Annotated in this window: 18 protein-coding genes; 8 read left to right on the top strand and 10 right to left on the bottom strand. The window is 34.8% G+C overall.

Annotated features, from left to right (window positions below):
• Window positions 1-398 precede the first annotated feature (398 nt).
• From OTG27_RS25460 to OTG27_RS25440, 5 genes are all read right to left on the bottom strand, one after another.
• Entirely contained in the window at window positions 399-962 is a 564-nt protein-coding gene (locus OTG27_RS25460; protein ID WP_268938490.1) for a VanZ family protein, read from the bottom strand.
• A gap of 30 nt (window positions 963-992) precedes the next feature.
• Entirely contained in the window at window positions 993-1,385 is a 393-nt protein-coding gene (locus OTG27_RS25455) for a hypothetical protein (protein ID WP_268938489.1), read from the bottom strand.
• 372 nt (window positions 1,386-1,757) lie between these two features.
• Window positions 1,758-2,090 carry a hypothetical protein gene (locus OTG27_RS25450; protein WP_268938488.1) on the bottom strand — a complete coding sequence of 111 codons (333 nt, stop codon included), beginning with the start codon at window positions 2,088-2,090 and terminating at the stop codon, window positions 1,758-1,760.
• Window positions 2,068-2,298 carry a transposase gene (locus tag OTG27_RS25445; protein ID WP_268938487.1) on the bottom strand — a complete coding sequence of 77 codons (231 nt, stop codon included), beginning with the start codon at window positions 2,296-2,298 and terminating at the stop codon, window positions 2,068-2,070. The genes OTG27_RS25450 and OTG27_RS25445 overlap by 23 nt, the downstream gene beginning before the upstream one ends.
• A gap of 79 nt (window positions 2,299-2,377) precedes the next feature.
• On the bottom strand, window positions 2,378-2,989 hold the full coding sequence (locus OTG27_RS25440) for an IS110 family transposase (protein ID WP_268938486.1): 612 nt from the start codon (window positions 2,987-2,989) through the stop codon (window positions 2,378-2,380).
• Between the two features lie 669 nt (window positions 2,990-3,658).
• Here OTG27_RS25440 and OTG27_RS26565 point away from each other — a divergent pair.
• Entirely contained in the window at window positions 3,659-4,450 is a 792-nt protein-coding gene (locus OTG27_RS26565; RefSeq protein ID WP_307730190.1) for an exosporium glycoprotein BclB-related protein, read from the top strand.
• A 192-nt stretch (window positions 4,451-4,642) separates the two neighbouring features.
• On the opposite strand, the gene OTG27_RS25430 is transcribed toward OTG27_RS26565, so the two are convergent.
• Window positions 4,643-5,410 carry a hypothetical protein gene (locus tag OTG27_RS25430; protein WP_268938485.1) on the bottom strand — a complete coding sequence of 256 codons (768 nt, stop codon included), beginning with the start codon at window positions 5,408-5,410 and terminating at the stop codon, window positions 4,643-4,645.
• A gap of 1,293 nt (window positions 5,411-6,703) precedes the next feature.
• On the opposite strand from OTG27_RS25430, the gene OTG27_RS25425 reads away from it, so the two are divergent.
• Window positions 6,704-6,949: a hypothetical protein gene (locus OTG27_RS25425; protein WP_268938484.1), complete on the top strand. Its 246-nt coding sequence runs from the start codon at window positions 6,704-6,706 to the stop codon at window positions 6,947-6,949.
• Between the two features lie 274 nt (window positions 6,950-7,223).
• Here OTG27_RS25425 and OTG27_RS25420 read toward each other — a convergent pair whose 3' ends face one another.
• Window positions 7,224-7,913 carry a GntR family transcriptional regulator gene (locus OTG27_RS25420; RefSeq protein ID WP_268938483.1) on the bottom strand — a complete coding sequence of 230 codons (690 nt, stop codon included), beginning with the start codon at window positions 7,911-7,913 and terminating at the stop codon, window positions 7,224-7,226.
• Window positions 7,914-8,415: 502 nt separating this feature from the next.
• On the opposite strand from OTG27_RS25420, the gene OTG27_RS25415 reads away from it, so the two are divergent.
• From OTG27_RS25415 to OTG27_RS25400, 4 genes are all read left to right on the top strand, one after another.
• Window positions 8,416-9,633 carry a cystathionine gamma-synthase family protein gene (locus OTG27_RS25415; RefSeq protein ID WP_034313408.1) on the top strand — a complete coding sequence of 406 codons (1,218 nt, stop codon included), beginning with the start codon at window positions 8,416-8,418 and terminating at the stop codon, window positions 9,631-9,633.
• Between the two features lie 37 nt (window positions 9,634-9,670).
• Window positions 9,671-10,711, top strand: a complete 1,041-nt coding sequence (locus tag OTG27_RS25410) for a homoserine dehydrogenase (RefSeq protein ID WP_268938482.1) — start codon at window positions 9,671-9,673, stop codon at window positions 10,709-10,711.
• Window positions 10,712-10,773: 62 nt separating this feature from the next.
• On the top strand, window positions 10,774-12,231 hold the full coding sequence (locus OTG27_RS25405) for an aldehyde dehydrogenase family protein (RefSeq protein WP_268938481.1): 1,458 nt from the start codon (window positions 10,774-10,776) through the stop codon (window positions 12,229-12,231).
• Between the two features lie 131 nt (window positions 12,232-12,362).
• On the top strand, window positions 12,363-13,799 hold the full coding sequence (locus tag OTG27_RS25400; protein WP_268938480.1) for an amino acid permease: 1,437 nt from the start codon (window positions 12,363-12,365) through the stop codon (window positions 13,797-13,799).
• A 190-nt stretch (window positions 13,800-13,989) separates the two neighbouring features.
• Here the strand turns inward: OTG27_RS25400 and OTG27_RS25395 are convergent, their stop codons facing one another.
• The 3 genes from OTG27_RS25395 to sda all read right to left on the bottom strand — a co-directional run bounded on the left by OTG27_RS25395 (window position 13,990) and on the right by sda (window position 16,231).
• The gene (locus OTG27_RS25395) at window positions 13,990-15,111 is read right to left on the bottom strand and encodes a type II asparaginase (protein WP_034313400.1); all 1,122 of its coding nucleotides are present in this window, start codon (window positions 15,109-15,111) and stop codon (window positions 13,990-13,992) included.
• A 355-nt stretch (window positions 15,112-15,466) separates the two neighbouring features.
• A complete protein-coding gene (locus tag OTG27_RS25390; protein ID WP_187049133.1) occupies window positions 15,467-15,781 on the bottom strand; it encodes a hypothetical protein in 315 nt (104 codons plus the stop codon).
• Between the two features lie 303 nt (window positions 15,782-16,084).
• Window positions 16,085-16,231, bottom strand: coding sequence for a sporulation histidine kinase inhibitor Sda (sda, locus tag OTG27_RS25385; RefSeq protein ID WP_063576836.1), 147 nt, complete (start codon window positions 16,229-16,231; stop codon window positions 16,085-16,087).
• A 1,228-nt stretch (window positions 16,232-17,459) separates the two neighbouring features.
• Here sda and OTG27_RS25380 point away from each other — a divergent pair.
• A complete protein-coding gene (locus OTG27_RS25380; protein ID WP_268938479.1) occupies window positions 17,460-18,455 on the top strand; it encodes an asparaginase in 996 nt (331 codons plus the stop codon).
• Between the two features lie 150 nt (window positions 18,456-18,605).
• On the top strand, window positions 18,606-20,042 hold the full coding sequence (locus tag OTG27_RS25375; protein WP_268938478.1) for an alanine/glycine:cation symporter family protein: 1,437 nt from the start codon (window positions 18,606-18,608) through the stop codon (window positions 20,040-20,042).
• The last annotated feature ends 105 nt before the right edge of the window (window positions 20,043-20,147 follow it).

The following is a 20,147-nucleotide window of genomic DNA, read 5'->3' as shown; positions in this document are numbered from 1 at the left end:
ACTTCTAAATAAGGCGTGATGGTTTTTAGATGTTACAATTTCCCCTTTTACATTGGTTTATTATTCGATGTTACTCGGAGGATGGCCGAGTGGCCTTTTTTTATAAATCCTGTCTTGAAGATAACTCAGAGCGGTGTTTTTGGATGTAACTTGGAACATGTAAATTAATGACTTGCAGCAGTTAAGTTCATTATAAGAATTTATTTTGAAGCATCCATACATTGGGTGCTTTTTTATTGCTTAAAATTATATAAATGAATGTACCGTACTACATTGCAGTACGGGCTTAGAGTACTCCAGTGGCGGGTACGCCAGAGTACTCTACTTCAACAACTTATAATGATTTTTAAAAATGCTCCCAGCATTATTGCTTTCTGGGAGCATTTCGATAGAAACAATTATTTTTCTGAAAGTAATTGATTATTTTTCAAGAATTTAAATAAGACTTTAAATATTAATAAACCAACAATAGTTCCAAAACTATTCATTATAAGGTCATCAATATCAAATGAACGGTAATTATAACCTATAAAATATCCAGCTATTGCTTGAACAACTTCTATAGTTAAACTAGTTAAGAATCCAATAAGGGTAATGTGTTTTATTTTTATTTTTGAAAACAAAATGGGAAGTGCAAATCCTAATGGGATAAATAATAAAATATTTAACGCATATTGCTTTAATACTGTTGAAAAATAACCAAACTCATTTGCTTCTTTGACGCCGTTAAACGGAATTAAATTATGCTCTACTCCTAAATTATCTTCAATCATTACTTGGATTAAATATTTTTGATAAGGGAAAGGGAAGAGAGTGAAAACTACTAATCCAGTAAGAAAAATACCAAAAATGATCCAATAAAAATAACGTAATAATGAGATATAACCTTTAAAAAACTTAAATCCAAAAAACAATACAAAAAACGTAATTATAATAATACTTGGATATAATCCATTCAACATATTTAAAAAACTCCAAATCTAAAAAATATATTAATAACTTAAACTTCCTGAACCCTTAATTCTTTTCTTGTTTTGATTTTTCCATATTTCGTACCCATATTTATTTCCTTTTTTAACGCTATAGCTTATATCTGTATAAGGAGAACCCGCTGAGGATTTAGTAAATCCTAATCTATCGACTAAAATATTTGAACCACCTGATTTTTCGTAAATATGTATTGTAAAATAGGTATCTCCTCCCCAAGAGGACATGTTAACTGTACCTTTAACTGAATCTTTAGTGGAAGTAAAAGTTCCAATTCCTAAGGTATGTACCATATCAAAAGTAAAGCTCTTTGTACCTGCTGCTTGTGCTGCGATTGGCATTAAAAGTACAAATGTAATTGTTAATATTCCTATTAATTTAGTGATTTTGTTTTTCAAGATTATTACTCCTATATAATTTTATTTATTATCTGCGCAGACAACATATTATAAGGTAACATACAAATATGGAAAAATGTTCATTTGTTAATAAATTTTTGAAATGATTATTTGTTTAGAGTATATAAAAATATTAGTTTATCTCTTTCTAACAGAGTCGTTATTACACCAAGTAAGGGGTTGCCTAGGGGCAGACTTTTTAAGAAGAGATAGAAAAACGTAAAAAATATATGGATGAAAAGAGGGAGCATCATCATAAAAAGATGGTGCTTTTTTGTATGAAAACACAATAGTAAAAAAGCCATGCTAAATAACCCTCCATATTCTCATTTTTTTGATGGGGGTAAATGTACTATGTTGTTATTTAACTGGTTATGCAGTTTGTTGTTCAGATGGAGCGATTGTATAGCCTTTCTTTTTTAGGTATTCGATCATTTTTAATTCTTTGTTATTTTGTTTTTCTTCAAGGTAATTTGAGCCTAGTTCATGATAAGGTTCTCCTGTTTTTAAGATGTTGTAAGTAATCGTTAATAATAAATGGGCAGATGCGATTCGTCCCTTCATTTTCCCCTGTCGTTTAGTAATCCTTTTTCGATGTGAAGCAATTCGATTATTTTGCCTTGATGTTGCTAATACACATTCTACGGCCATTGTTTTTAAAGCTTTATTTCCTTGTGTGGTTTTACTCGTTTTTTTTACCAGCACTTTCGTAATTTCCAGGACTCACACCAGCCCAAGAGGCAAGATGTTTAGCTGACTTAAATACGGACATATCAACACCCATCTCCGCAATAAAAGTGGCTGCGGCAGCTTTGTTCACACCAGGTATACCATCCAATAATTCTACTTCCTTACGATAGGGGGACAGGAGTTGATCGATTTGTTTTTCCAATTCTTCTATGGTTTGTTCCAAATAACCCATATGATCCCAATGGTAACGCAACATATCACGATGATGACGGCGAATACGACTATTAATTGCACTGGCAATGTCAGTTATACTTGATTTTTGTTCGCCAATCTACCATTTTTCGAAGACCATCGGTCTCTATTTTTTCACCATTTAGAATCGCTTCAAGGATACGACGTCCCGATAAACCAAAAATATCTGATAGAACGGATGTTAGCTTGATATTAGCATCTTGAAAGATTTTGTGAATGCGATTCTGCTCTGATGTGCGATGATGAATCAATTTTTTTCGATAACGAGTAAGATCTCGTAAATCACGAATATCCTCTGGTGGGACAAAATTGTTTTCAATAAGTCCGCATCTTAGAAGCTTGGTAAGCCATTCGGCATCTTTCACATCAGTTTTACGCCCTGGAACATTTTTGACATGCCTGGCATTGGCCAGAACAAGGTGAAAAGATCCTTCGAGTATATTCCATATTGGTTTCCAATAGACTCCGATACTTTCCATCACCACATCGGATACATGAAGGGTAGTTAACCAATCACTTAAAGTCAAGAGTCCTGTTGTTGTAGTCGAAAACGTTTCAATAGAGATTTTTGGCTTTTTATCTAATGGACCAAATAATACACAGGCTACTACTGTTTCTTGGTGTACATCTAGGCCAGCACACCGTTCAATCATTGCTTCCATAGGGGAATCACCTCAAAAAATGATTAACAATACATATGACAGGAGATTTGTTACAAAAATTTTTGTATACGTACTAGCAGTACACTAAATGGTTCTTCCATACTGTCACAACCAGTTTCTTATACAGGGTATCTTCCTTAAGATCCACCAAAAAAAGTTCAGCCTGGTTGTATTGTTATTTTCCATTATTGTCAAGGGGTTAATGGGTTAGACTCTATTTTGAGTTTAGATTTTCGTAGTAGATGGTGGCGGCGAGGAGCGCCGCCATAGGAGTTTCTTATGCAACTGACGGGGCAGATTAGCTCCATAATGAACAAGTGATTTATTTATTAATCATATATGTTAATATACAATTACTTCACAATAATTCCCCCCTAATTTTATTCCAAAAGTAATGTTAGCACGGATTTCCAATAGTTCAATCGCCCTCATATAAATCATCGACCTTCACATTAAATATTTTGGCTACTTTAAACGCCTTAAAATTGTGGGGTAATTCCCTATATTTATCCATTACGTTTATCGGATGCCCCATTTGGAACCATTTGAATTCTTGTTTAGGTAAGATCCGCATTAGAAAATTTTTTTCTATGTTAGTTACAGTTATATGGACAAACAGCCACGCAATATTAAAAAACAAAAATATATTATTTAAAAGGAGTGAATTATATGTCAACTAATTCCAATTTTTGCTGTCCTCGCTGTTTCAATAGGATATGTTGTTGTCCCCCTGTTCATCAAGCGTTCAAAGGAGATAAAGGAGATAAAGGATTTCCAGGAGCTCCAGGTCCCCGAGGTCCTCAAGGACCCCAAGGACCTCAAGGATTCCCAGGACCTCCAGGACCCCAAGGACCCCAAGGATTCCCAGGACCTCCAGGACCCGCAGGACCCGCAGGACCCGCAGGACCCGCAGGACCCGCAGGACCCGCAGGACCCGCAGGACCTCCAGGGGCTGGTGCGATCATTCCATTCGCATCCGGTATTACTCCTGCAGCATTAACTATTCTTGTAGGTGGACTCGTTGGTACTTCAAGTGCTATTGGGTTTGGAACTGCTATTCCTGGTCTTACTATTCTTGGAGGCACAGTAGACCTAACAGGCCTTCTTAATGAGGCATTTACGGTTCCGCGTGCTGGAACAATTACCTCGATAGCTGCAACCTTCAGCACTACAGTTGGATTAACTCTTCCTGTTGGTACAGCAACGATCACAGCACAATTATTTCGAGCACCGGCAGGAAGTAACATTTTCACTGCAATTCCAGGTGCTACTGTAGTATTAGCTCCACCTCTCACAGGTATAGTTTCTATTGGTACTATTAGTCAAGGGATTACTGCAGGATTGGCAATACCAGTAAGCCCGGGAGAGCGTCTAATGATGGTTTTCTCTGTAGTAGGCACTGGAATTACTCTTGCTACTGCCGTGGTTGGTGCTGCCAGTGCGGGGGTTGCAATCAGTTAATTTCACTGCAATCCATTAGTCGACACTACCGTTATAAGAGCCTTAATCTTGTCGGCGATGGTTTTACTCACATTATTTAAAGGCTGCTGTAAAAGTAAATCTAGGGATTTCGTTTAGAATAAACTAATAAAGGCCTTCTCTATATAGAGAAGGCTTTGTTAGTCAAGACTAAAACTAACTCAACACCGTCATTTATGGAGCAGGAAGAGTATTAGTTGTTGGAGTAGTTGTAGTTTCACAACGACGTTCATTTACGTCGCAAATACCACCATGTGAATCTACAATAACTTGTCGAGTCACTGTAATTGTAGTGCGTAGTACAATCTTGACTAAAATAGCATTGGCAGTAACAAGTCCTGTAGGGCCGATGACTGGAACGCCTGGTTGAGCAAAGATCCCTTCTATTACTAATGGGGGTTCTATTACTGTATCCTCAGGGCAGGCACCTGGAAAATCTGTATGCTCCTGGAATGGTAAACTAGTTGCAAGTGTGGCTGTTAAAACAGGAGTGGTTGTTCCTGGTGCCGTAAACGTTACCGTAACAGTTACAGGAATAAGCCCGATGTTAACAACTTTGTCCCTAATAATTGTCGTGTTACGGGTAATACCAGCTAGATTCGGTACAACAGCTACTGTTCTAATTGTGGATCCAGCTGGTATAACAGGAGCAAACGCGGTAAAAGGAAGTGTTGTTTCTGCAACCTTTTGTACCGCTTTTGAGCCTACAACTGAATTAACTAGGACACAGTCGCTGTTTAATGGTGCAGCGAGCTCGCGTGCTGGAGCTGTAAAATCGCATTGGCAAGCAGAATCGCAAGACCCACAAGACTTACATGTATTTTCCTGCTTGAATTTTGAATGATTGTCAATTCTTGATTTTTTGCCAAAACAGTCGCTGTCGTTAAAACAGACAGAACCCCAGTGGCTGTTTAATGGGTTTTGATTACCGAAATTCCCCACAAAATCACAATCCTTTCTTGTACCTTATTTTTTTCCAAAATGAAATGGAGTGTAGTATCGAATCTAACTAAAGTACTACAAAAAGTATTTTCGCAGTAGTAATTACAATGTATTAAGAAAATAAACGATTTGCTTGGGCAATTACTTATTATCTAGACTGACTATAAAAATATAGGCAATTAAGTAATATGCTCTAAGGTGTCTTCAGTGGGGCTATATATTGGCCCCAGTAAATAAAAACGAACTTTTTACAGTTCGACATAAATGTAATGAGACGTTTTTAAATTAGTGAGTACTTCTAATTAATCACTCCAATTAAGGATTTGCCTCGGTTATTTTTTAAAGACGATATTGTAAACCGTAAGAGTATATGGATGAAAAAAGGGAAGCATCATCATAAAAGATGGTGCTTTTTTTTGTGGAGGAGGAAGGTTAGCAATTTGAAGTTAACTGACCATATTTCTAAATCAGACATCCAGAAGTTTAGAGGCAGCAATCCGAGTAACTTGACTCCAAGCCAAAGAAAAAAGAAGGATTAAACCAGTTGGTGGGTCTGTGAGGAGAAATAAAAAAAGCACCAATAAGGTGCAGGTGCTCAGTTAAATATCTTTTTAAAGTAATGAATATTCATTATGTTAATAGCAATTCCGATTATCGTAAACATAATAATATCAATTAGATTAGTTTCATCCATATAATGATAAGGAGCGAAAAGTTCAATATATGTATAAGCAATGATAATTAAAGGTATTGACCATACGAAGGTACGCAAGAATAGAGGAATCGTTAAGTTAAAGAATGGTAAGAAAAAATCTAAATCTTAACTACTTCTCTTTTTTATAAATAACGATTAACAGATAGATTGCAATTACATCGATAATTGAAGTCAAAATTAAATCTATAACATCCATTCATAGTTGAAGGGTTATAAACTACAGGATATGCAAGTACTTAAAGAGTAAATATCACCCAGAAGAATATACGGTATCTTTTCTTTTGTTTGTTGGTTATTGTTCCTTCCTGTAAAGCTATGACGAGTTTGTTAATATTCCAGATATACATTGTTGTCCCCTTATGCTTACAGTTTTATTTGTTGAACATTAAGACTATTTAGTTTACTAAGTTTTGTAGGTAATATATACCGGGAAAAACCATTAGGGGTTGACTTTATGCTTAATCAGTTCCGAAATAAATTGATTCCTACACAAGAAACGACAGAAGAAGTAGATAATATATACTCTATTTTCCCCCCCCCCGCCAGTAACCATTATTGATGAGGCAACTGATGAAGAAATGGAAAAGGTAGCCGAGCTTGAAATTAGACATATGGCTTTCATGAGGTTGCAGGATATGATTATACAATTTGACGGTGCATCTTATAAAGAACTATTAAAAGAGTTTCAAGACTTTGAAGCCGATTCATGTAATTTTTGGAGAGGTGTGGCTAGACGTATATCTGTTCCGTATGAATGGCCAATAAGAATTGATCATGCAAACGGTACTATTTATGTTGGTGGTCACGATTTATATGAGGGATAGAATAGAGAAAGAAGAGTGTGATGTATGGCTTAACTCATAGTCGGAAAGGTTCATATATGAGTTGGTAAGGTATTATTAATAGATTTAGAGCGTTAGCCAAAAGGGTTAACGCTCTTTGTGTTTACAAAATAGCTAGTAATATTATATTGTTAAAATATTTAATGAATAGTGGTATTCATTAAACACTAGTCATAAAAAAGTATTTCAGGCCCTCTCCAGAATCGGATTGGTGGGAGTAGATAATCCCGTTACCTTTCACTATAAGACAGGAGCCCTATATCATATCTAAATGAGTTATTTCCCAATGTTTATTCTTAATAAGTTGCTCTAAATTCTCTTTATCTCTTTTTTTAAAATAATTAGTAATTTCTTTATGATCTTCATTCATTTCCTCTAATACGGCAAAAAGCTTTTCTTCATTATTACTTAAATAAATTTGTCTAACAAAACTATTTTGTAAAGAATCAAGAAGATCTATTAATGTAGGATTATTGCATTTATCAATATATACTTTATGGAATTGATTTTGGTATTTTTGATAATCTAAATAATTTTTTGTTGAAATTGAAAATTCAATTTTCTTAACCAAATCTTCCATACGTTCAATATCACTTTCCGTGATATGCTCTAAAGATAAAGAGGCTGCTAAAGAATCCAAAACACTAACAATTCGAAATACATCTAGCTTTTTCTTGGTATCAAGTTCTTTTACAATAAATCCTTTTCTAGGAAGATACTCGAGTAAATTGTCTGAAGCTAGTTGTATCAAAGCTTCCCTTACAGGAGTTCTACTTACTCCTAATTTTTCGCATAATACCGATTCATTTATCTTATGCTTAGGAAGTAAGGTTCCGTTCTGAATTCTTTCAGTTATATAATCATATACGAGATCTTTTAATGATTGATATCTATTTTTGATAGCGTTTCCTCCTAAGCCAAAAGTTAATATATATATAGTATACAATATATAATTCGAAATTCTTGTCTTTTATATTAGCTTAGCACCATCTTTTACAGACTTCAATATCTCCATTATTTATTATTATATTTAAGATATAAAACGACTCCTATTTCCATTTTTTTATATGAATTGTTGTTTTTCTAGTTGATATAGCTTATAGCATTAGAAATAATGCAGTTTTTTTAAAAGAATTTTTAAGAATAAAATAATAAAGCATTGAAAAATAGATTAGTTAATTATATAATTCGATATGTAAAATATTTTCAGACTATTCTGTACTATATACAATATACAATATAAAGTATATTTTTGCGTTTGTTTTAATTTTTTTAACTATTTGTATTAGATACCTTAATGTCAAGAAATAAACCCAAGAAAACACTAGGTAAAAACTGTAATGTGGAAGGGGGTGGAGTATAAAATATACAATATATTATATACAAAATAAAATTCATGTTTCAACAAGACTATTTTTACAAAGTAATTAAATTAGAGGTGGAAAAATATGAGTGAGAATAACTTTAAAGATGTGCAAGATGGAACAAAAGCGGTATGGGCAGGAGAAAAAGAATCTCTTGCATATAATGCAACCCAAGTTCCAGTAGTTCTTAGTGTAGCCTACAATTATGATGACGTGGATGAATGGCAAGAAGTTGCCCTTGGAAATAAACCTGGTTATACCTATAATCGAATGGCAAATCCGACTGTTCAAGCCCTGGAAGAAAAATTGAGGATACTCGAGGGGGCAGAGGAAGCTGTAGGTTTTTCTTCAGGAATGGCTGCTATTAGTAGTACATTATATACATTTCTAAGACCGGGAGATCGGGTTGTATCAGTTAAAGATACTTATGGAGGAACCAATAAAATTTTTACTGAATTCTTGCCCAATCTTGATGTCGATGTGACATTGTGTAATACCGGAAACCATAAAGAAATTGAAGCTGAAGTGGCCAAAGGGTGTAAAGTGCTATATTTAGAGTCTCCTACTAACCCTACTATGAAAGTTACTGATATTGAGAGGCTAGCAAGAGTCGGAAAATCAGTGGGTGCATTAGTTATCATAGATAATACGTTTGCTACTCCAATTAATCAAAATCCTCTTCAATTAGGAGTTGATATTGTAGTCCATAGTGCAACTAAATTCTTAAGTGGACATGCAGATGCATTAGGTGGCATAGTATGTGGCTCTGAAAAATTAATGAAAAAAGTCTATCATTTTCGTGAAATTAATGGAGCAACTATGGACCCGTGGTCAGCCTACCTTATTTTAAGAGGGATGAAAACGTTAAAGCTTCGTGTACGGCAACAAGAAAAAAGTGCAATGGAAATTGCAAAGTATCTTCAAAAGAAAAAGCTTGTTGACGCAGTTTATTACCCGGGATTGGAAGCGCATCCACATCATGATATCGCAAAGAAACAAATGAGAGGGTTCGGTGGGATATTAAGTTTTGTATTAAAAGATGAAATGAAAGCTATCAAAATTTTATTATCAAAATTAAAATATGCAAACAAAGCTGGGAACCTTGGAGCCGTTGAAACGATATATGGGCCTGCAAGAACGACCAGCCATGTTGAATGTACTATTGAAGAGCGTAAAGCCCTTGGTATCCCAGAAGGTTTAGTTCGTATCTCTGTAGGTATCGAGGATACAGAAGATCTTATAGCAGATTTAGAGCAAGCTTTTTCTTACTTAGAATCCAATTACCCTGTTAGCTGTAGTTGAAAGCATAAAATATTACTAATGGAAGAGGTATTGATATATGACACATAGGATAGCATTACTTGGATTTGGTGTAGTTGGTCAAGGGTTAGCTGAAATTTTACAAGATAAAAGTGAGTCACTGCGTAGTGGGTTTAACTTTGATGCAAAAATCGTTGCTATTTCTGATGTTATGAAAGGTTCCCTTTATGATCCAAAGGGGTTGGATCTTTCTTTAGCGTTACAAGCCGTAAAGGAAACAGGAAAATTAGATAGTTACCCTGAAACCCCTGGCTTGGTAAGAGGGTGGGATAGTTTTCAAACAATACGTGAGAGTAATGCAGACACTGTTGTTGAAATTACCTTTACTGATGTAAAAACAGGCCAACCTGCCATTGATCATTGTAAAGCAGCATTTGAAAGCAAAAAGAACGTAGTAATGAGTAATAAAGGTCCGGTTTCTCTAGCTTATCAAGAGTTAGCTGAATTAGCAAAAAAAAATGATGTTCGTTGGGGCTTTGAAGGAACAGTTATGAGTGGAACCCCAGCATTAAGAATGCCTCTGAGTTCATTGGCAGGGAACAGCATTTTTGAAATACGGGGGATTTTGAATGGAACAACTAATTATATCCTAACTAAAATGGAAGAAGGATTGAGTTATCTAGATGCATTGTCAGAGGCACAAGCTCTTGGTTATGCAGAGGCAGATCCGACTAGCGACGTTGAGGGATATGATGCTCAATATAAAGCTACCATTCTTGCTAACATTGTAATGGGTATTCCAATGAAACGAGAAGAAGTAGAATGTGAAGGAATTAGTCATCTTACGGAAGAGGACATTGAGTGGGCAAAATCTGAAGGGAAGAGATGGAAGTTAATTGCTAAATGTATAAAGGATGGCGATAAAGTCATTGCAAAGGTAGGACCTGAAGCTATACCTCTTACAGATCCTCTAGCTGGAGTTTTAGGTGCACAAAATGCTATTACTTATGATTGTGATTTAGCGGGCCCGATTACCTTAATTGGAGCCGGAGCTGGACGTAAAGAAACAGGATTCTCGATTCTTATTGATTTAATCAATATAAACCGTGATCAATTATAATTATAATTCGTTTCAGTCTTAAAGTTATAAGTTAAAAATTACTTATCTTGAGGTGATTTTGTATGATATTTACTGACAAATTAATAAATGAAAATAAGATGTTTCTTGCTGGGGAATGGGTATCTCGTGATAAATGCATTGAAGTCTTGGATCCACAGGATCATAGTTTAATCACAACAGTTCCTGCTGCTAATGAAAGCGACGTCATATATACAATAGAAGAAGCAAAAAAAGGAGTTAAAATAGCAGCAGATATGCCAACACACGATAGAATTGCTATTCTTCATCGTGCTGCGGACTGGATCCTTGAAAATAAGGAAAGATATGCAACTACTATTGCTCGTGAGGGAAGTAAAACAATTAAAGAAGCAAGAAAAGAAGTACTACGTTGTATTGAAACACTTCGTATAAGTGCTGAAGAAGCAAGGCGAATTAATGGAGAAACCATTTCGTTTGATCAAATGCCCGGAAGCGAAGATCGCATAGGTTACTATTATCGTTTTCCTATTGGCATTATTGTAGCTATAACACCTTTTAACGATCCATTAAATCTTGTTGCACATAAAGTGGGTCCTGCTATTGCTGCTGGGAACGCTATTATTGTAAAACCAGCAACTGTAACACCATTAAGTGCTCTCTTATTGGCAGAAGCTTTTGAAAAAGCCGGTTTGCCACCGAAAATTTTATCCGTCATTACTGGTCATCCAGGTGAAATGGGAGATAGCCTAATTACTCATTCAGCTATACGAATGATTTCTTTTACAGGAGGACTTGCCACTGGCAAAGCAATTATTCAAAAAGCAGGTTTGAAAAAGATATGTATGGAGCTTGGATCAAACTCACCCGTTATTGTATTGAAAGATGCTGATTTAGAAGAAGCTGTGAAATCAACTGTTTCTGGAGCATTTTGGGCAGCAGGACAAAATTGTTTAGGGGTACAGAGAATATATGTCCAAGAAGGTGTTTATCATGATTTTATTGGTAAATTTATAGATCGTACTCAACAATATCGAGTAGGTGATAAATTATTAGAAGAAACAGATATGGGACCAATGATCTCCGAAAAAGAAGCAAAACGTGTTGAAAGTTGGGTAAATGAAGCTGTTGAGAAAGGTGCAAAGTTGCTTTGTGGTGGAAAACGTGAAGGGTCTTTTTATCAACCTACTGTTCTAGTTAACGTACCAGAAAATTGTAAATTGGCAACTGAAGAGGTTTTTGGCCCAATTGTTACCATTTATAATGTTCCTGATCTTGATACAGCTATCTCCCAATCTAATCGTGTAGATTTCGGACTGCAAGCAGGTATATTCACTCGTGATTTAGATAAGGCATTTAGAGCAATACGTAAACTTGATGTAGGTGGAGTAATGGTAAATGATAGCTCAGATTATCGCATTGATGCGATGCCTTTCGGAGGTGTAAAAGGTTCTGGTTTAGGTCGTGAAGGAATTAAGTTTGCACTTCAAGAAATGACTGAACCAAAAGTTGTTTGTTTTAAAGTTAATAATAAAACAATATGATGACATGAAGACTGACCTGTGCAGGTCAGTCTTTATATTAAAGATTCTGATTTTTCTGTAAGAATATAAACTTTGTATATTGTTATCTATTAAATAAGTACTTGTAGAGTAGTAAACGAGGAGGAGACTAGATGCCAAACACAAATGATACCAATGAAAACCAGTTGAAACGTTCAATGAAAAGCAGGCATTTGTTCATGATTTCGCTAGGTGGTGTAATTGGAACGGGTCTTTTTCTGAGCAGTGGATATACAATTAGCCAAGCTGGACCAGGAGGTACGATTCTCGCTTACTTAGTAGGCGGGTTAATCATGTACCTTGTCATGTTATGCCTAGGCGAACTAACTGTTGCTATGCCAGTAACAGGTTCATTTCAAACTTACGCTACCAAATATATCGGTCCTGCTACTGGATTTACTATTGGTTTAATGTACTGGCTTACTTGGGTGGTAACGGTAGGTTCCGAATTTACTGCCTCTGGACTGTTGATGCAGAGGTGGTTTCCTAACACTTCTGTTTGGATGTGGAGCGCCATCTTTGCGATTCTAATTTTTTTACTTAATTCCTTTTCAGTAAAAATATTTGCAGAAACCGAATTTTGGTTTTCAGGTATTAAAATAATTACTATTATCTTATTTATTGTACTTGGAGGATCTGCAATGCTTGGATTTATTCCAATGGATGATAGAGCCTCTGCCCCCATGCTTTCTAATTTCACTGCAGATGGGGGTCTTTTCCCAAATGGCCTGCTTCCAGTTTTTATGGCCATGATTTCCGTTAATTTTGCCTTTTCAGGAACAGAACTTATAGGCATTGCTGCTGGAGAAAGCGAAAATCCAGAAAAAGACGTTCCTAGATCTATTAGAAATGTAATTTGGCGAACAATGTTTTTCTTTGTTGGTGCAATTTTTGTGTTATCTGGTTTAATCTCTTGGGAAGAAGCAGGAGTCATTGAAAGTCCATTTGTGATGGTTTTTGATAACATCGGAATTCCTTATGCAGCTGATATTATGAACTTTGTTATTATTACAGCTTTACTCTCAGTAGCAAACTCTGGTCTATACGCATCTACTCGTATGTTATGGTCTCTTTCAAATGAGAAAATGATAAGTTCATTTTTTGGAAAGATAACGTCAAATGGAGTACCATTGAATGCTTTAGTTATAAGTATGGCAGTAGCTTGTTTATCTCTATTATCTAGTGTATTTGCACCTGATACAGTTTATGTAGTACTTGTGGCCATATCAGGATTTGCAGTAGTAGTAGTTTGGATAGGGATTGTTTTATCACAATACATGTTCCGTAAACATTTTTTGAAAATGGGTGGAGATATTAAAAAGTTAAAATTCCGTACACCACTTTATCCTTTTGTACCCATTGCTGCTTGTGTTTTGTGTCTTGCTTCTTGTATAGGTCTTGCTTTTGATGCGAGCCAAAGAATTGCTCTGTATTGTGGAGTACCTTTTATTATTTTATGCTATCTCTTCTACTATATGAAAAATCGAGGAAATACGAATCAGATAAATTCTTATAATGAAACGGATGATTATATTAGGAATATTAAGTAAAGAGTTTTTTTGCTAATGGGTGCGTTAGCTGAAATCTGAGCTTTTAAGGCAGCTTTTTCTTTATACAACTGGGGCAGTTGAGTTCAACTTAGTACAAAAATAAATAAAAGCATACGTTGGTGATTCATACCATCGTATGCTTTAAATTTCATTCACTTTTAGTTAATCAAGAAATTTCTAATTTTAATGATTAATATTCGTTGAAAAATTGCTGAATTTCTTTTGGATCATCTGTTTTTGTTAATGCAAGCATCGTCAAAATACGTGCTTTTTGAGGATTAAGTGAGTCCGCTGTAACAAAATTATTTTCATCGTCAATCTTTTCTCTCGTTACAATACCATTTCCTACACGGCTAGAGCGAGTAATGATCACGCCTTTTTTGACAGCGTCTTTAGCACCCTCAAAAGCAGTATCAGAAGTTAAACCGTTTCCTTCACCTGCTATTATAATCCCTTTAGCTCCTGCTTTCACAGATGCATCGTAAAAATATCTACTATCATTTTGATAGCTATAAATAATGTCCACTTGAGGAAGTTTATCTAGTTTTGATACATCAAACACCGATTTGGTTGTATGTTTACGAGTAGGTTCATTGTAGAAAAGTATTTTATTACCTGCGATTGCTCCTAAATAGCCTTGTTCCTCCGATTGGAATGTATCTGTCATGGTTGTATTGGTTTTTGTTATATAACGTGCAGAACCTATCCGGTCATTTAATGAGATTAAAACACCTTTGTTCTTAGCATCTTTACTAGCAGCAATTTTTACAGCATTATATAAGTTTAAAGGTCCATCTGCACTTATAGCTGTAGCTGGTCTCATTGATCCAACAATCACGACAGGTTTGTTGCTTTTTACGACCAGATTCAGAAAGTAAGCAGTTTCTTCTAAGGTATCTGTTCCATGCGTTACGACAATACCATCAACGTCTTTAGATTTTAATAACTCATTAATTCGTTTCGCCAACTTTAATAAAGTTTTATTATCCATATTGTTACTGCCAATATTGGCGATTTGTTCACCACTCACATTTGCAACTTGTTTTAGTTCAGGAACAGCTTTAATTAGTGTTTCAACACCAAGTGCACCTGCTTGATAACCAGTTGTGTCAGTATTGGACGTAGCAGAACCTGCAATCGTTCCACCAGTAGCTAAAATTTTCACATTGTTTAACTTTGGATTTGTTGAAGTTGCTTCTACTCTCTCTTCTTTTGGATTACTATTTGCTGAGCTATGGATAACAGTGATAGATCCAAAAAGTAATAGTGTAACTGATAGAAACGTGATTCCTAGATATTTTTTTATGTTCATGTCTAGTTAGCTCCTTCTTTATTAATTATTAAATTATGTATGACATAGAAAATACTATCATATTTTGATATTTCTTACATGATTTTTATTCAGTTGGAAAAAACCATAGAAATTCAGAATGTTAGCTTCCTTGTAGAATCGTCATACGGCGGCATTCCTGTATTAACTGAAATACTAAAAAGGATGTGAAGAAATCTACTAAAAATAACTGGTGCATTAGCTGAAGCTCTGAGTTGTCTTTAAGGCAGCTTTTTTGGGGCAGGACAGTAACGTCCCATAAGACATATAGTGAACAAATAAAAAAAGACAGTGTACCACGCTGCCTCATTTTGTATGAATTAAAGAAAACGAAGAATTATTTAATCTTATCTAGTGAAATTATTCTATGTTTTAATTCTGAATTCATATCTAAAACACCTATCACAATTTGATTATCTTCCGTCAATGTTATGTATCTGAAATAATCATCATCAGAAATCAACAAATCGTTGTCATTCGTCGTTTTTTCCATTTTGGCAAATACATCTACTGTGTACTCAAGGTGAAAAAAATCGTCAAATCCCTTGCTTGAGCTACCTACCCAGGTATACAGAAAATCTTTCAGTGTGATTTGTTCAATCACCGATAATTGTTTCTTGAACTTTAACTTATCTACTGTTACGCTTATCATCTTTCATCACTCCTTAACGAATATTAATTAGAAGTCTCCTTCAACAATGCTATTTGCGTATCAATCCGTTTACAGTTTATAAAGAATAAATGAAAGTTTATGTCGAAATTCAAGTAAGAGATTTAATTAATTCTAAAAGTGGTTTTATAGTCAATATTTTGACACTAAAAGGTTAATCTTAGAGAGTTAATTAGTTTTAAAGCTTGAACGAGTCTTATACAGAGAATTGACTAATAAGGAACAAGAATTATTAGTATGGGTTAAAAAACAAAGCAAAGAATTACAGTTTAAAGCATATACTAATTAGTTACTCCTATCTTTTTGATCGATAAGGGGTAGACCTCTTCTCTTCAATTCCTCTTCTAGAACGAGGATGAATTTTTTTTCTAAGTCTAATTCAATTGCTTTAAGGTATGAGTCTATCAATAGTTGATCATTTAATTTTTTCATATCTTCCCTCTTTTATTTCTTTAAACCCCCGTTAAACATACAATATAAGTATTTAATATTAAGTGATAAATAAAAATATAATAACTCAAGTAAGACAAATTATAGTAATTAATAATTAACGAAGATAGTCTCCAACTTAACATATAGAGTGAACTTTTTTGTAACAAATAGGGTTCATATTTATTCTATATTTCAATCTACATAAAACAACATATACCGACATCATTAAACACAATATATTTAACTTTCCTGGTTTACATAATACAAATTATTAACATAAAAGTTAAAAATCACTGATTAAAATAATAATTTATTTTATCAATAGACGGTTTTCAATTAAGTGGTTTTTTTTTTTGAAGATCGTAGCTTAACTTATCCAACTAAAGGGGATTTACTTCATAAGGGGGTGCTGCGGCAACCCCTTATTGAAGTAAAGGTAGGATTTAATATGAATATTGGTGATTTGATATTTCAACTAGTTTTCCTTATTTTTATATTTGGGATTTTTTCTGGTGTGTTTTTTTCTTTTTCTTTCTCTCGTTACTAAACAGCCAAGCAAATCAGAAAGCATTGAACAAAAGTTGATAGAATAATTGATTTACTTGAAAAGGATAAGAAAGAGTAATCTTTTTTGTCCTTATTAACTTAATTTTCACCTCACAGTTTGTGTCAACCCAACAAACCTGTATGAACTAAAGGGGTGCGTTTGCGCCATAAGAAGGCCGCCAATTGGCGGCCTTTTGAACGTATGATCGCTTTTTTTTGCGTGATATTTTTAAGGATAATGTATGTTTAAATCTGGACAGACGGTATATTAGCCGACATGGGATAAAATCAATTGTCCCCTAATTAAAGATTTTAAATTATTTCACTAATGATTCACGTATATAAAAACTATAATATTCTCATTGACAACATATAAACAAGTTGATGTATATGAGTTTTTAGGCTTAATTTCATCTAAGTTGTAATTAAGTATCTTAATGAAATAATCATCTTTTTGATATTTATTATTTGTAATAACTCAGCTCAGATTCAGGAAGCAAGCACCATTCTGTGGATTCTAAAAGTGGAGGAAGTGTACGAAAATTGAATATTTTTATCTTGAATTATTATATTTATGTTACTATAATTACATGGAAAGTACGCGAATCGAATAAACATATGCGAATTGAATACTTTCTTTTAAAGAACTTATTGTAAAAAAGAGATAGAGGAGCCATTATCATTGAAAAAATTAATGTTGTTTGCGACTGGTGGAACAGTAGCCTCACTTGAAGGAGAAAACGGACTTGTACCTGAACTGCATGCCGATGATCTATTAAGTTACATTCCTGAATTAAATGTACGTTGCCGTATTGATACGAAAGAGTTAATGAACATTGATAGCACCAACATGCAACCAGAGTTTTGGGTAGATATGGCGAATGCTATTTACGAACATTACGATCAATACGATGGCTTTATTATTACTCATGGTACCGATACAATGGCTTACACATCAGCTGCACTTTCTTATATGTTACAAGATGCATCAAAACCGATTGTTGTTACAGGTTCGCAAATTCCTATTTCGTATAGTAAAACGGATGCAAAACGAAACATTTCAGATGCCATTCGTTTTGCTTGTGAAGATATAGGTGGGGTATATATTGTATTTGACGGCAAGGTCATTCAAGGGACAAGAGCGATTAAACTTAGAACGAAAAGCTATGATGCCTTTGAAAGTATTAATTATCCGTATGTTGCATCGATGCATGATGACCATATTGAATATAATGAATCGATTCATATTCAAAAAAAGAAACACATTCAATTAGATACATCACTTTGTACAGATGTAGCGGTTGTGAAATTACATCCTGGGATAAAGCCAGAATTTTTTGACTGCCTAAAAGATTTGTATAAAGGAGTGGTTGTGGAGAGCTATGGAAGTGGTGGTGTTCCTTTTCAAGTGCGCAACATATTGGCGAAATTAATTGAATTAATAGAGCACGGTGTATCGGTTGTCATTACGACTCAATGTCTAGAAGAAGGAGAAGACATGGGGATATATGAAGTCGGTCGGAAAATTGACCATAATCGTGTAGTACGTACTAAAAATATGAACACAGAAGCAATCGTGCCGAAATTGATGTGGGTGCTAGGAAAAACAACAGATCCTAAAAAGGTAAAAGAAATGATGGAAACATCGATTGCAGCAGATATTACATTATATTTTTGAGATATTGCCATCAAGGCTATTAATTCAAATATTTGCGGCTATATAACTCCTGACTTTAACCAGAATTCATCAGTTGATGAAGTTGATATTTTTACAGTGAAAAAACTAGGTATCTCCTAAGTTAGTAAATTTTTTATAAGAGGTGATAGAATGCAACAATTATTACATGATGTAGTTGGCGTAACAAATGAATTCCTTTGGTCAAAATTATTAGTTATTATGCTTGTTTCTTGTGGGATTTATTTCACATTTAAATTGAAATTTGTACAGGTTCGAATGTTAAAGGAAATGGTCCGTGTTTTAATGGAAGGGAGAACTAGTTCTAAAGATAGCGTTTCCCCATTTCAAGCTTTCTGTATTGGTATGGCTGCTCGCGTTGGAACAGGTAATATCACAGGAATTGCGATTGCGATTGCATTAGGCGGTCCTGGAGCGATATTCTGGATGTGGATTATTGCTATTATTAGCTCAGCAACCAGCTTTATTGAAAGTACGTTAGCGCAAGTATATAAAGTGAAAGATAAAACTGGTTTCCGAGGCGGCCCATCCTATTATATGGAAAAAGGATTGAACAAACGTTGGATGGGAGTATTATTCTCTATTTTAATTACGCTTTCTTTCGGTCTTGTATTTAATTCTGTACAATCAAATACCGTTACAATTGCTTTTGAGAACTCATTTGGTACAGATCGTTTAACGGTAGGGATTCTCATGACACTTGCTTTCGCTGTGATTATCTTTGGCGGTGTGAAGCGTATTGCAAAAATTGCTGAATACAAGGTTATGATTCTAGGTGTGTTATACCTTGGAATGGCATTATTTGTCGTAGCAATGAATATAACCAAAATGCCGGAAGTTTTTTCTCTTATTATTAATAACGCGTTTGGCTTTGAACAAATAGCAGGCGGTTCAATAGGCGCTGCGTTCATGAATGGAGTTAAACGTGGTTTATTCTCGAATGAAGCTGGTATGGGGAGTGCGCCAAACGTTGCCGCAACGGCAAAAACAAGTCATCCGGTGAAACAGGGACTTATTCAAGCATTTGGCGTATTAACGGATACACTGATCATCTGCACAAGTACAGCATTTATTATTTTACTTTCTGATGCTTATAAACAACCAGGGCTAACTGGCATTGCACTAACACAAACATCATTAAGTGAACACATCGGTTCCTGGGCATCAGGTTGTCTTGCTATCTTTGTTTTCCTATTTGCATTCGGTTCGTTAATTGGTAACTATTATTATGGGGAAACAAATATTCGATTTTTACACAAAAGTAAAGTGTGGTTGATTCTATATCGAATAGGCGCGTTCGCCATGATTGTATTCGGTTCGGTTGCAAAGGTCGAGCTTGTATGGGATTTAGCAGATTTATTTATGGGCTTGATGGTTATCGTAAACTTAATTGCCGTTCTCTTATTATCAAAAGTAGCTTTTGCAGCATTAAGTGATTATATGAAACAGAAAAAGGCTGGTCAAGATCCAGTTTTTTATAAAGACAGCATTAAAGGTCTTGAAAATCTTGAATGTTGGGAGCACTCTCAAGATGCTACCAATATAAAAAAAGAAAACATCATGTTATAAAAAAGATTTTCAGACATAAGGGTTTGGTATTATCCCCTACAGGGGGCGTGTTTGTGATTATGAGGAGAGCCGAATTTTATATTATCTGAGGTAAGTATATCTTAC

Source organism: Peribacillus sp. AS_2 (assembly GCF_026891895.1).
Classification (GTDB): domain Bacteria; phylum Bacillota; class Bacilli; order Bacillales; family DSM-1321; genus Peribacillus; species Peribacillus frigoritolerans.
The sequence above is the reverse complement of the archived record's forward strand: the minus strand, read 5'-3'. Positions and strand labels throughout refer to the sequence as shown.

What these genes read in the sequence shown, in the direction of transcription:
- OTG27_RS25460 (WP_268938490.1), bottom strand. Translation starts at nt 962, where the DNA reads ATGTTGAATGGATTATATCCAAGTATTATTATAATTACGTTTTTTGTA.
- OTG27_RS25440 (WP_268938486.1), bottom strand. Translation starts at nt 2,989, where the DNA reads ATGGAAGCAATGATTGAACGGTGTGCTGGCCTAGATGTACACCAAGAA.
- OTG27_RS26565 (WP_307730190.1), top strand. Translation starts at nt 3,659, where the DNA reads ATGTCAACTAATTCCAATTTTTGCTGTCCTCGCTGTTTCAATAGGATA.
- OTG27_RS25425 (WP_268938484.1), top strand. Translation starts at nt 6,704, where the DNA reads ATGGAAAAGGTAGCCGAGCTTGAAATTAGACATATGGCTTTCATGAGG.
- OTG27_RS25415 (WP_034313408.1), top strand. Translation starts at nt 8,416, where the DNA reads ATGAGTGAGAATAACTTTAAAGATGTGCAAGATGGAACAAAAGCGGTA.
- OTG27_RS25410 (WP_268938482.1), top strand. Translation starts at nt 9,671, where the DNA reads ATGACACATAGGATAGCATTACTTGGATTTGGTGTAGTTGGTCAAGGG.
- OTG27_RS25405 (WP_268938481.1), top strand. Translation starts at nt 10,774, where the DNA reads ATGATATTTACTGACAAATTAATAAATGAAAATAAGATGTTTCTTGCT.
- OTG27_RS25400 (WP_268938480.1), top strand. Translation starts at nt 12,363, where the DNA reads ATGCCAAACACAAATGATACCAATGAAAACCAGTTGAAACGTTCAATG.
- OTG27_RS25395 (WP_034313400.1), bottom strand. Translation starts at nt 15,111, where the DNA reads ATGAACATAAAAAAATATCTAGGAATCACGTTTCTATCAGTTACACTA.
- OTG27_RS25390 (WP_187049133.1), bottom strand. Translation starts at nt 15,781, where the DNA reads ATGATAAGCGTAACAGTAGATAAGTTAAAGTTCAAGAAACAATTATCG.
- sda (WP_063576836.1), bottom strand. Translation starts at nt 16,231, where the DNA reads ATGAAAAAATTAAATGATCAACTATTGATAGACTCATACCTTAAAGCA.
- OTG27_RS25375 (WP_268938478.1), top strand. Translation starts at nt 18,606, where the DNA reads ATGCAACAATTATTACATGATGTAGTTGGCGTAACAAATGAATTCCTT.